The 12,192-nt window shown below is 73.8% G+C and carries 9 protein-coding genes; 5 read left to right on the top strand and 4 right to left on the bottom strand.

The window, feature by feature from the left end; translation table 11 throughout:
- Positions 1 to 122: 122 nt before the first annotated feature.
- The 3 genes from JK356_RS05810 to JK356_RS05800 all read left to right on the top strand — a co-directional run bounded on the left by JK356_RS05810 (position 123) and on the right by JK356_RS05800 (position 2,228).
- Positions 123 to 1,334, top strand: coding sequence for a hypothetical protein (locus JK356_RS05810; protein WP_201866463.1), 1,212 nt, complete (start codon positions 123 to 125; stop codon positions 1,332 to 1,334).
- An 86-nt stretch (positions 1,335 to 1,420) separates the two neighbouring features.
- Positions 1,421 to 1,738: a hypothetical protein gene (locus tag JK356_RS05805; protein WP_201866462.1), complete on the top strand. Its 318-nt coding sequence runs from the start codon at positions 1,421 to 1,423 to the stop codon at positions 1,736 to 1,738.
- 43 nt (positions 1,739 to 1,781) lie between these two features.
- Positions 1,782 to 2,228 carry a hypothetical protein gene (locus JK356_RS05800; protein ID WP_201866461.1) on the top strand — a complete coding sequence of 149 codons (447 nt, stop codon included), beginning with the start codon at positions 1,782 to 1,784 and terminating at the stop codon, positions 2,226 to 2,228.
- A gap of 57 nt (positions 2,229 to 2,285) precedes the next feature.
- Here JK356_RS05800 and JK356_RS05795 read toward each other — a convergent pair whose 3' ends face one another.
- From JK356_RS05795 to JK356_RS05785, 3 genes are read right to left on the bottom strand one after another with little or no spacing between them, the layout of a single operon-like run.
- Positions 2,286 to 7,019, bottom strand: a complete 4,734-nt coding sequence (locus JK356_RS05795; RefSeq protein WP_201866460.1) for an FtsK/SpoIIIE domain-containing protein — start codon at positions 7,017 to 7,019, stop codon at positions 2,286 to 2,288.
- Positions 7,020 to 7,052: 33 nt separating this feature from the next.
- Complete coding sequence (locus JK356_RS05790) at positions 7,053 to 8,339, bottom strand: hypothetical protein (RefSeq protein ID WP_201866459.1); 1,287 nt, start codon at positions 8,337 to 8,339, stop codon at positions 7,053 to 7,055.
- Positions 8,336 to 8,953, bottom strand: coding sequence for a sigma-70 family RNA polymerase sigma factor (locus JK356_RS05785; protein ID WP_201866458.1), 618 nt, complete (start codon positions 8,951 to 8,953; stop codon positions 8,336 to 8,338). The genes JK356_RS05790 and JK356_RS05785 overlap by 4 nt, the downstream gene beginning before the upstream one ends.
- Before the next feature lie 299 nt (positions 8,954 to 9,252).
- On the opposite strand from JK356_RS05785, the gene purB reads away from it, so the two are divergent.
- Positions 9,253 to 10,683: an adenylosuccinate lyase gene (gene purB, locus JK356_RS05780; RefSeq protein ID WP_201866768.1), complete on the top strand. Its 1,431-nt coding sequence runs from the start codon at positions 9,253 to 9,255 to the stop codon at positions 10,681 to 10,683.
- A gap of 318 nt (positions 10,684 to 11,001) precedes the next feature.
- Entirely contained in the window at positions 11,002 to 11,823 is an 822-nt protein-coding gene (locus tag JK356_RS05775) for an SAM-dependent methyltransferase (RefSeq protein WP_201866457.1), read from the top strand.
- A 110-nt stretch (positions 11,824 to 11,933) separates the two neighbouring features.
- On the opposite strand, the gene JK356_RS05770 is transcribed toward JK356_RS05775, so the two are convergent.
- On the bottom strand, positions 11,934 to 12,192 hold a 259-nt coding region (locus tag JK356_RS05770; protein WP_201866456.1), incomplete at its 5' end, for an FtsX-like permease family protein.

Below are 12,192 nucleotides of genomic sequence, written 5' to 3'. Positions count from 1 at the left end.
CACGCACGAGCGCGGCGGGGGGTTCAACGCGCGGGCGCTGAACCTTCCCCGGGTGCCCGTGCGTGGAGGGTACGAAGGCGCCCCGGCGGGGGCGGTGGACGAGCAGCCGTGGGAGGCCACGCGTGCCCGATTTCGCGCTGGACTACGAAACGCTCCTCGCCTTGCAGCGGGGCATGAAGGCCATGGCGGACAAGGCCGAGAAGGCCAGCCAGGAGGAGTCGACCGAAACGTTCGACGTGCTGGGGACCGGGTCGCAGTCGGACATGAAGGCCGTGTTCGGCTTCCAGAACGCCGCCCGCAGCTTCGACACGTTCTACCGGGTCTCGCGGCAGCGCACCAACGAGGGCGCGGACCGCCTGCGGGACTTCGCCAACATGTTCGAGGGCGTGGCCAACGCGGTGTTCCAGCAGGACAGCATGATCGCCGCGAACGCCGCGGCCTCCGCCACCGGCCTCCAGGCGAACCAGTGGAAGAACGAGTGGCAGGCGTACCGGGACTGGCAGAAGCAGAAGGAGGCCTGGGACGCCTACCTGGAGGAGATCGGCGCCGCCGACTACTTCCGCGAGCACCCCGACGCGACGATGGCCGAGGTCTGCGCCCAGGACGACCGGCCCGGCTTCTGCGACACCTGGGAGCAGGACCAGGAGAACTACCAGAAGTGGCTTGAGGACATCGGCGCCGCGGACTACCTCCGCGAGCACCCGGGGGCGGACATCGCCACGGTCTGCTCCGCCGACAACCCGCCCGAGTGGTGCGCCCATATCGGCGACGATCCGCCCCGGAAGCCGCCCATGCAGCCCCCGGTGGGGGACGACGCGCCGCCGAAGCCGGAGTCGGACTCGCCGCCCACCCACGTGCAGTGGAAGGACGACGACGGCCGGACGACCGACATCACCGTGACGTACGACGACGACTTCAACGTCACGAAGGAAGTCACGAAGATCACCGCTGCGGGCGGCGAGACCATCACCTCCGTCCGCGAGTTCACCTACGACGACAACGGCCGGGTGACCGAGGAGACCACGACGGTCACCAGCCCGACGGGCGAGGAGACCACGACCACCACCGAGTACTCCGGCCCCGTCACCAGGATCGACCCGCCGGACACCGACCCGGACCATCCGGCCTGGCCCTTCACGGTCCAGGACTACACCTCGACCAGCGAAGGGCCGGACGGCAGCCGCGTCGTCGAAGAGGTCACCTACGACCACACCACGGGCCTCGGCCAGAAAACCGTCACGGAGACCACGGTCAACGACGACGGCGAGGAAGAGGTGACCACGACGCACTACCACCAGGACGAGCCGAACGGCGACTGGATCGAGGACAAGTGAGGACGGGCGCCGCCCGTTCCCCGTTTCCCGCCGCTCACCCGCAGGCGCTCCCCATCCGCAGCCAGTAACCGAAAGGCGGCACACCTATGCCCCAGGGAAATGTCAGCATCACCTACGCCGACATCGAGGAGGCCACCCAGGCCATGAAGTCCAGCGCCTCGAACACGCTGAACCCAGCCGTGCAAGAGGCCAAGCGTGCCTTCGACCACGCCATCGCGAACTACCTCACCATGCCGCAGACGAACGCGGTGCTGGAGCAGAAGTTCACCGAGTTCTACAACCAGCTGGTCGAGCTCGTCGCGAACGTCGAGAACTTCGCCGACCAGTTCACCCAGATCAAAGAGGGCATGCAGCAGATGGATTCCGACATCGCGAACAGCATCCTGAACCCGCCCTCCCAGTGACCGTCCCGGAACGCCGGCACTCCCTGGAGACGAGGAGAAGCTGATGGCGGATATCGCCGCAGATTACGAAGGCATCGCCGAGACCTGCTCCACCTTCGTGGCGCAGTGCAACATCATCATTCCGGAGATCTACAGCCTGCTGGAACGCGTGGGGAACCTGCTGGACGAAGGGCTGTACCTGGAACAGGCCAGCCCGGCGCTGAAGGCGGCCTACACGGAGTTCAGCCAGTCGCTGCACTCGGCGGCGGGCAATCTCCAGAGCTACGCAAACATCTTCACGCAGATCAAGGACAACTTCGAGAACAACGACGCCGCGCTGTTCGCCGGGACGCTCTCCAGCCTGGACGGCGAGGGCGGTCTGGAGCTGGAGCCGGAAGAGGTCACCAGCGAGACCCCCGACCCGCCGGAGTGGGACGACTCCAAGAACATCGGCGGCACGGCCCTCACCTGGAACGAGGACGGCACGCAGATCACGAGCGTGGGCAAGTAACACCCGCCGCCGCGGCACGGGCCCGGCCCGCCCCCGCGCGGGCCGGGGCCGTGCCGGTCACCGCGCCAGCACGGTCAGCGGCACCTGCACGGCCACCGCCCGCCCGGCCCCGTCCGACGTCCAGCCGCGCCCCGGCACCGGCGAGGGCCGCAGGTGCTCGGGCGTCAGCCGCACGCCGATCAGCTCGCCCTCGGCCAGGTTCTTCGGCCCGAGCAGCAGCCCGCGCCGCGCCCGCCGGGCCACGCCGACCCAGCCGACGGTGCTCAGCCCGTCCGCCGGCCCGGCCAGCAGCAGCCCGATGCCCCGGTCGCGCCCGGCGGACGCCACCCGCTTGAGCGCCTGGTCCGCCTTGCCCATCAGCAGCAGGTCGGCGTCGTCCACGACGACCACCGCGGGCCGCCCCGCCACCGCCGCCACGGCCTCGTCGATGACCTGGCTGGTGGGATCGGCGTCCGCGATCACCCGTGCCAGGCCGTGCTCGCCCAGCCGGCGCAGCGGCGACTCCCGGGGGGTGAGCACCACCAGCGCCGTGCCGCCCATCAGCAGCGACACGCTCATCGAGGCCAGGGCGGTGGACCGCCCGCTGTGCGGCGGCCCGGCGACCACGAACGACCCGGCGTCGGCGGCGAAGTCGAAGCCCACCGGCTCCACCTGGTCGCCGCTCACGCCGAACAGCGCGTACATCGGGCGGCGGTGCTCCTGCGGCAGCCGCTCCACCGTCTCCTGGAAGCCGACGACGTCCGGCAGCGGATCGACCCGGAACGGCCGCCGCTCCGCCCTGACCCCGGCGTCCCGGGCCGCGGCGCGGCGGCCGATGGCGCGCAGCGCGTCCGCCTGGTCCACGGGCCTGGCCGCCGGGCCGCCCTCCGGCTCACCGGACGCCTGGGCCGCCGCGCCGCCGGGCCGGTCACCGGGCTTGCCCAGGCCCACCGGCTTCGGCGCGGGCAGCAGCAGGATCTGGCCCTCGATGCTCCCGGGCGTGTACCAGCCCCGGCCGGGCGGCACCTGCTCCGGCACCGCCCTGCGGTTGACGCCGACGGCGGCGAAGTCCATGCGGTCGCCCTGCCGCAGCAGCAGCCTGCGGTCGTTGTGCTGCCCGGCCCGCCCGCCGAGCAGCAGCCGCTCGGAGGTGGCGATGACGTGGATGCCCGCCGCCACGCCCTCGCGCAGCAGCCGCAGCAGCTCCTCCACGGCCCGCCCGCCGTCGGCCTTGTCCAGCACGGACGTCAGCGCGTCCCAGCCGTCCAGCAGCACCAGCAGGTGCGCCGGCCGTTCGCCGCTGGGCAGCTTGGCCCGCAGCTCATCGAGCGAGGCCACGTCATGACGTGACATCAGGTTCTGGCGTGCCGTCAGCTCCGCCAGCAGCCGCCGGATGAGACGCTCCAGCCGCTCCGGGTCGTGCGGGGTGACGACGGCGCCGCAGTGCGGCAGCGACTCCAGCGGCGCCAGGCCGCCGCCGGCCGCGTCGATGCCGTACAGGTGCACCTGCTCGGTGGTCAGGTGCATCGCGGCGGAGCCGGCGATGGTGCGCAGCGTCTGGGTGCGTCCGGAGCGCGGCGCGCCGATGACGTACAGGTGGCCGAAGCGGGCCAGGTCGATCAGGCCGGGGCGCTGCTGCTGCCGGTCCGGCATGTCGAACTGGATGTAGGGGAACGGCGGCAGCCGCAGCGCGCCCGGGTCCGGGTCGGCCCCGGGCTCCCGCATCGGGATGCTGGTGGGCAGCGGCGGCAGCCACGGCGATGGCTGCGGCGTGAAGTCGTCCAGCGCGTCGGCCGCCGCCCGGACGGCCTCGACCAGGACGCTCAGGTCGGTGGGCGGGTCCCCGGCGGGCACGGCACCGTCCTCGCCCGGTCCGGTCTCCGCCGGCTCGTCCGCGGTCTCGGGCAGCGCGACGGGGCGGCCGAGTTCACCCCAGCCCACCTGGGCGGCCCGCACCGGGCGCCGCCGCTCGCGGCCCGGATCCGGCTCGGCCTCGCCGTCGCCCGGCACGGGGCGCTCGGCCCCGACGAAGGCGGTCTGGAACGGCATCGGCGGGCCCTCGCCGCGCCGGACCATGGCGCGGCCGGGCGTCGCCGGTGAGATCCCGGCGGCGGCCGAGGAGTTGATGATGTCCTGGCTCTCGGTGCGGTCGGTGACGCGCAGCGCGATGCGGAGGTTGGTGTTGGCGCGGATCTCGTTGCTCACCGCCCCGGCGGGCCGCTGCGTGGCGAGCAGCAGGTGCAGGCCAAGGGAACGGCCGCGCTGCGCGAGGCTGATCAGGCCGGGCACGAACTCGACCAGTTCGCGCACCAGCGTGGCGAACTCGTCGATCACCAGCAGCAGCCGCGGCAGCGGCGGCAGCTGCGGATCGCGGGCGCGCTTGGCCCGGTAGTCGCGGTGGTCCTTCACCCCGGCCTTCGCCAGCAGCCGCTCCCGGCGCTTCAGCTCGGCGTCCAGCGACGCCAGGGCACGCTGCACCAGGTGGCCGTCGAGGTCGGTGATCATGCCGAGGGTGTGCGGCAGTTCGGCGCACTCGCGGAAGGCGCTGCCGCCCTTGTAGTCGATGAGCACGAACGTCAGCTCGTCCGGCCGGTTCGCGGCGGCCAGCGAGGCGATCATCGTCTGGAGCAGCTCCGACTTGCCGGAGCCGGTGGTGCCGCCGATCAGGCCGTGCGGCCCGTCCGCGGCGAGGTCCAGGACGGCCGGGCCGTCGTAGCCCGCGCCGACGACGAACGCCGTGGACGCCGGCTGCCGCTGCCAGCCGCGCACCAGCGCGGCCGGCTCGGGCGGCTCCTGGCCGATCAGCGGCAGCAGCCTCACCTCCGGCGGCAGCCCGCCGTCCGCGTCCACCGTCACGTCCCGCACCGGCGCCAGGGCGCGCGCCACCTCCTCGCACCACTCGGGGTCGGTCTGGTCGGCGCGCACGCCGGTGACGGCCGGGGTGCCGGAGCTGCGCACGGTCAGCCGGTTCCCCGAGGCGGTGACGACGGCGGCGCACTCCTCCGGCAGCAGGCTCTCGCGCGCGTCCAGGCAGAGGCTGAACATCCGCACCCGCGGGCCCTGGCTGAGCACCTGCACCAGGCCCGGCACGTCGCGCATCCGCCACGCGCCGTCCACCACGACCAGCACGTCGGGCTCGGCCGGCGCCGTGCGGCGGCCGGAGCTGGCGGCGGCCCGGGTCTGGAGGTCGGCGAGCAGCTCGCTCACCCGGCGGGCGGTGGACGCCGGATCGTTGCCCAGGGCGACCAGCGGCGCGTGGGGGCCGCCGCGGACCGGGCGCAGGTGCGGCAGCCAGCGTGTCCAGGCCCAGTCCTCCGCGTGCTCGGCGTCGGTGAGGATCACGATCCGCAGGTCGCGCGGGCTGTGCAGCACGGCGGACTGGGCGACGGCCCAGCGCAGCACGGCGCGGGCGGCGGGGGCGTCGCCGGTGATGCCGATGACGCCCAGCTCGGGCAGGTCCAGGCCGATCGGCACGTCCGCGAGCCGCCAGTTGACCTGCCGGTGGTTCGACTCCCGCGCCTGGTCGCTGATCCGCTTCAGCGAGGCGCGGGCGACGGTGCCCAGGCGGATGGCGAGGTAGTCGGGGTGGTGGCGCCGCCGCTCCCACAGCTGGTGGCCGGGGCCGGAGGCGGCGAGCAGGACGGCCGCCGGGTCGGGGGACGTCTCGTTGCGCTGGTACCGCTCCTCGACGGTGGCGCGCCGGATCTCCAGTTCCAGGGCAGCGCGGCGCAGCCGGTAGCGGCGCAGCTGTTCCTCATAGCGCTTGCGGTTGGAGCGGCGGCCGGTCAGCCAGTTGCCGAGGGCCATCAGCGGGGTGAAGACGATGAGGACCATGAAGTACAGCGACCGGAACAGCGCCACCATGGCCATCCCCATGACGAGCGGGGACATCATCATCATGAAGGGGAACGGGCGGGGCCCGGCGGGCGCGGGCGGCCCGGGGAGGTTGATGTTCTCCGCGTCCAGATGGGGCGTCAGGCGGGGCGGGCGGCTGTACTCGACGGTCATGGCGTCCGCCGACAGCTTCACCGCGGCGTCCGGCTCGGACGGGTCGGTGATCCGCAGCAGGTGGTCGCCGAGCGCGAGGTCGGCGTAGGGCGGCCACGCCACGGAGCCGTCGTCGGGCGGCGGCAGCTGGCCGGGCGGCGGCAGCGGCGGCGGCTGCGGCAGGCCGTCGGGCCCGGCAGGCGGCGGCTCCTCGCTGTGGCCGCCGGGTCCGCCGTCCTGCCGGCCCTCGGGTTCTTCGTCGGTCAGCGGGGTGCCGGTCTCCTCGTCGACGGGCGGCGGCGGGGTGAGGCTGCGCAGGCCGCAGCGGTCGGGGTCGGCGTCCGCGGGCAGCCGGAACGTGACGCTGCCGTCGTCGCGGACGGTGATCCACACGCCGGCGGCGGGCGCCCCGCCCTGTCCCTCGCCGGGCGTGCTGCTCGGCTCGTCGCCGTCCTCGGCGAGGCGGATGACGCAGCTGCGGTCGGTCCCGGCTTCGTAACTGCCGGGGCCGAGCCGCCATACCCGGCCGGCGCCGGGGCCGGAGACGTGGCGGAGTTCGACCAGGACCGGGTCGCTCGCGGGCGGGCGCCAGGCGTCGGCCGCGCGGGGCAGCGGCGGGACGGGGGCGCCCAGGCCCAGCAGGGCGCCGTCCCGCACGCCGCCCACGCCCAGCGGGGCGTCGGCGTCGAGCGGCTGGTCGCCGAGGAAGAGGCGGGGCGTGTGGAGGGCGGCGGCCAGTTCGGCCACCGTCGCGTCCCGGGGCAGGTCGAGCAGGTGGTCGGTCCGCCGTCCCTGCGGGTCGGCGGTGGTGACGGTCAGCTTCACGCGGTGGTCCAACCGGGTTCGGGGGTGTCAGGGTCAGGTGCGGGCGGAACGGGCGGGCGGCGTGCCCCGGCCGGATGCCCCGGCGGGGGCGCCGGCCCCGGCACCGGGCGCGGTCTCCTCGTCCGTTCCGGCGTTCTCGGCCTCGGACTGGGGGGCGGGCGCACCGGCGGTCTCCCGGGCCTCGTCCTCGGCGTCCGCCTCGGCGGCGGGCGGCCGCGGCACCGTGGCCTGCGGCGTCAGCACGGTCTCCGCGTCCTCGCTCTCCTCCTCCGGCTCCGCGAACACCCGCACGGGGTCGACGCCGCTGAACGGGGGCGCGGGCGGCAGCACCGGCGGGATGGCGCGCAGCACCCTGGCGATCGCGCGGCCGAGGGCGTTGCCCGCCACCAGCAGCGGGGTGCCGACCACGGCGATCTGGCCGTGACGGTCGCTCAGCAGCGTGCGGGTGTAGCCGCGTCCGGGCCCGAGCAGCAGCAGCCGCAGGGAGGGCTGCTCCCCGGGCGGCGCCGTCAGCTCCGGCGGCACCGGGTCGGGCAGTTCGGCCGCCACCAGCACGGGCACCAGGCCGTGGCGGGGGCGCAGCTTCTGCGCCTCGCGGTAGGCGAGGCGCACCGGCTGGCCCGGGAAGCGGGGGTGCACGCCCTCGGCGACGACGACCATCCCCTCCGGCAGCCGGGCGTCCAGCTGGGCCGCCACGGCCTGGTGGAGCGCGACGGAGGAGCGGTGGTCGCCCTCGGCGCACAGGGTCGTCGGCCCGGTGGCCACATCGAGCAGGACGCAGCGGCCGCCGGTCTCGCCGACGGCGACCAGCACCGGCGGCAGCCGCTCGGGGTCGGGCACCACCGGCGGCAGGTCGGCGCGGGCCACCGTCCACCGGTTGGGGGCGTCGTCCCCCACGCCCGCTTTGTCCTCCACCACCCACCACGGCTCGTCCTCGGGCGGCTCAGGGGCGCGGCCGGCCAGCAGCACGGTGACGGCGACGTCGTCCACCAGCACGGCGTAGGGCGAACCGCCCGCCTGCCGGGCGGCGGCGACGGCGCGTTCGCTGTCGCGCCACGTCTCGGGAGAGCCGAGGCCGCGCACCAGGTGCCGCAGCGAGCGCCGGTGCCGCAGCCAGGCGCGCGGGGGCGCGGCCCAGGCGTGGAAGGTGATGGCGATCTCCCGGCGCACGCGCCGGTACGCGGCGCGCCAGCCGCCCAGGCGCATCGCCAGGTGCCGTACAAGCAAAAAAGCCGCCAGGAGCGCGGCGAGGATTCCGAGTATCCGGAAGATCGTGTCCTGGTGGCGGCTGATGAACTCGAACGGATCGACGTTTCTCATGCGGCGGGCAGCTCCGTGCGCAGGGCGGCCAGGGCGTAATGCAGGCGGGACTTGACGGTTCCCTTCGGCACGCCCAGCAGCCGGGCCGTCTCCTCACGCGACCTGTCGTACAGGTGCACGTGGGCGAGGACGTCACGGTGGTGCGGGCTGAGGCGGCGCAGCGCACGGACCAGCATGAGGCGGTCGAGCACCGTGTCGGCGGCCGGGGTGCCGGAGTCGGCCTCCCGGTAGAGCAGGGCGGGGGGCACGATGCCCACGGGCACGGTGCGGTCGCGGCGCCGGGCGTCGACGGCGAGGTTGCGGGCGACGATGTGCAGCCAGGCCGCGAGGTGGTCCTCGTCGCGCTTCGAGCCGCTGGCCCTTTCGAATTCGGCCCGGGCCAGCCAGGCCCGGAGCATCGTCTCCTGCACGATGTCTTCGGCGCGGTGCCGGTCGCCCGCTGTCAGCCGGCTGACGTACCGCAGCAGGCGGGAGCGGTAACGCTCGGCCGTGGGGGCAGAAGCGGCGGGCGGAGAGGTATGTCGCGCTGCTTGCGCGAAGGCTACGGAAGGCGGCGCCTGCTGTGCTGCGGACGCCGGAGCGGAACGGGACGCATGAGCAGGGTGTTTTCGCATGTGTTCCCAACTGACCGCAGGATATGCGAGTTAGCGTAAGGTAGCACGTGCGAACTCTGATCAGAGCTGCGGTTACATGCCTGTTGCAAACGAGCGACTCCCGTTTACCGCAAGGTATTAGCCAGTTCCGGCAGAGCATTTACTCCGCGCCCGCGCCATTACTTCCGCACACGCGGCGGCCGCCCGTTCCTGCCGGATGCGTCCTGACCAGGCCCAACCAGCCGGTCACGGCACATGGCCGGATCATCGCAGTCCGTCACGTTCCGTGCGGGGCGGTAGGATCCGGTCACGTGACTGAGGTGACCGGCAAGCCGCGCATTCCGAACGTTCTGGCCAACCGCTACGCATCGCCGCCGCTGGCGCGGCTGTGGTCACCCGAGCACAAGGTGGTGCTGGAGCGCCGCCTGTGGATCGCGGTGCTGCGCGCCCAGCGCGACCTCGGCGTGGCGGTGCCCGGCGAGGCGATCGAGGCGTACGAGGCGGTCGCCGAGCGGGTGGACCTGGCGTCGATCGCGGCGCGCGAGCGGATCACCCGGCACGACGTGAAGGCCCGGATCGAGGAGTTCAACGCCCTGGCCGGGCACGAGCAGATCCACAAGGGCATGACCTCCCGGGACCTCACCGAGAACGTCGAGCAGCTCCAGATCCGGCAGTCGCTTGAACTGGCCCGGGACCGCGCGGTGGCGCTGCTGGCGCGCCTGGGGCGGCGGGCGGCGGAACACGCGGCGCTCGTGATGACCGGCCGCTCGCACAACGTGCCCGCGCAGGCCACGACCCTGGGCAAGCGGTTCGCCTCGGCCGCCGAGGAGCTGCTGGCCGCGCTCGGGCGGCTGGAGGACCTGCTGGCGCGGTACCCGCTGCGCGGCATCAAGGGCCCCGTCGGCACCGCGCAGGACATGCTGGACCTGCTGGGCGGCGACGCGGAGCGGCTGGCGGAGCTGGAACGGCGGGTGGCGGAGCACCTGGGCTTCCAGCGGACGCTGACGTCGGTCGGCCAGGTGTACCCCCGGTCGCTGGACTACGAGGCGGTGACGGCGCTGGTGCAGCTCGCGGCGGGCCCGTCCTCGCTGGCGACCACGATCCGGCTGATGGCCGGCCAGGACCTGGTGACCGAGGGCTTCCGCGCCGGGCAGGTCGGCTCCTCCGCGATGCCCCACAAGATGAACACCCGCTCCTGCGAGCGCGTGAACGGCCTGGCCGTCGTGCTGCGCGGCTACGCCTCGATGGCGGGCGAGCTGGCGGGCGGCCAGTGGAACGAGGGCGACGTGGCCTGCTCCGTGGTGCGGCGCGTGGCGCTGCCGGACGCCTTCTTCGCGTTCGACGGGCTGGCCGAGACGTTCCTGACGGTGCTGGACGAGTTCGGCGTCTTCGGCCCGGTGGTGGAGCGCGAGCTGGAGCGCTACCTGCCGTTCCTGGCGACGACGAAGGTGCTGATGGCGGCCGTGCGCGCCGGAGTGGGCCGGGAGACGGCGCACGAGGCGATCAAGGAGCACGCGGTGGCGGCGGCGCTGCGGCTGCGCGAGGGCGCCGCCGGCAACGACCTGCTCGACCGCCTGGCCGCCGACCCGCGGCTGCCGCTGGACCGGCCCGCCCTGGCGGCGCTGATGGACGACCGGCTGTCGTTCACCGGTGCCGCCGAGCGGCAGGTCGCCGACGTGGTGTCCCGGATCGAGGAGGTCACCCGCCGGTACCCGCAGGCGGCGGCCTACGCGCCGGGCGAGATTCTCTGACGGCCGCCGCCCGGCGCACGGACCGGGCAGCGGGGATGTGCGACGGCCTGCCGCTGGGCGAGCTGCTCCAGCCCCGGCTGACCACCGTCCGGCAGGATTTGACAGGGCTGGGCCGCGGCGCCGCCCTCGCCATGCTGCGGCTGCCCGGGCGAGCCGGCCGGCGAGGCGCCGGCCATCGATGAGCCGCGTCTGGTCGTGCGCGAGCCGACGGGGCCGATGGCCAACTGGCCCTCCCTCGTGTTTCGATGGAGCGCGGCTGATCGTTCGGGGCACAACCCGCGCGTTCCGAGTAGCAATTGAACGAAATGAGTGGTTCCTGTGACGGACGAAGGCGTTCCCCCCGCTGACACCCGCCCCGCCGTTCCCCACATCGACACCTCGGTGCCCCATTCCGCCCGCTTCTGGAACTACATGCTGGGCGGCAAGGACAACTACGCACCGGACCAGGAGGTCGGGGAGTACATCAAGGCGCACCACCCGGGGCTGGTGGACGTCGCCCGCTGCTCCCGCCGCTTCCTGGGCCGGGCGGTGCGCTTCCTCGTCAACGAGCAGGGGGTGCGCCAGTTCCTGGACGTGGGCACCGGGCTGCCGACCGCCGGCAACACCCACGAGGTGGCCCAGCAGGCCGACCCGACCGCGCGCATCGTGTACGTCGACAACGACCCGCTGGTGCTGGCCCACGCCAGCGCGCTGCTGAAGTCCTCACCCGAGGGCGCCACCGACTACCTCGACGCCGACGTGCGCGAGCCGGAGGAGATCCTGCGCCGCGCGGCGAAGACCCTCGACCTCAGCCAGCCGGTCGCGCTCGTCCTTATGGGCATCATGGGACACATCGAGGACATCGCCGAGGTGAAGGACCTCATCCGGCGCTACCTCGGCGGCCTGCCCTCCGGCAGCTACCTGGTCCACTACGACGGCACCTCCACCAGCGAGGCGATGCTCCGGGCCCAGGAGGACTACCGCAACAGCGGCGCCGTCCCCTACTACGTGCGCACCGTCGCCGAGGTCGAGGCCGCGTTCGAAGGGCTGGAGCTGGTCGAGCCCGGCGTCGTCCGCGTCACCGACTGGCGCCCCGACGGCCCGGAGGAGGTCGTCGCGCCGCCCGTGGACGCCTACGGCGGCGTGGCCCGCAAGCCCTGACCGCCCGGCCCGTTCCGGACCGTTCCGGGCCTCCTGGCCCGCACACCCGCAACGGGGCCGGTGACCGCGCGGGTCACCGGCCCCGTTTTTCGTTCACCTCCGGGCGGCGGTCACTCCGTCGCGATGGCCGCGAGCACGTTCATCCGGCCCGCGCGGAAGGCGGGGAGCAGCGCGGCCAGCAGGCCGACGACCGCGGAGCCGATGAAGACCGCGATGATCGTGCCCCACGGAATCTCCAGCACGGGCATGCCCTCCAGCGCCATCAGCCGCTGCCCCGCGGCACCCCAGGCCAGGCCGAGCCCCAGGCCCAGCAGCGCGCCGAACAGCGCGATGACGACCGACTCCAGCCGGATCATGCGGCGCATCTGC

It is taken from the genome of Streptomyces sp. 7-21, from assembly GCF_016741785.1.
Classification (GTDB): Bacteria; Actinomycetota; Actinomycetes; order Streptomycetales; family Streptomycetaceae; genus Streptomyces.
Note: the sequence above shows the minus strand (reverse complement) of the source record. Positions and strands in the feature narration are given on the sequence as shown.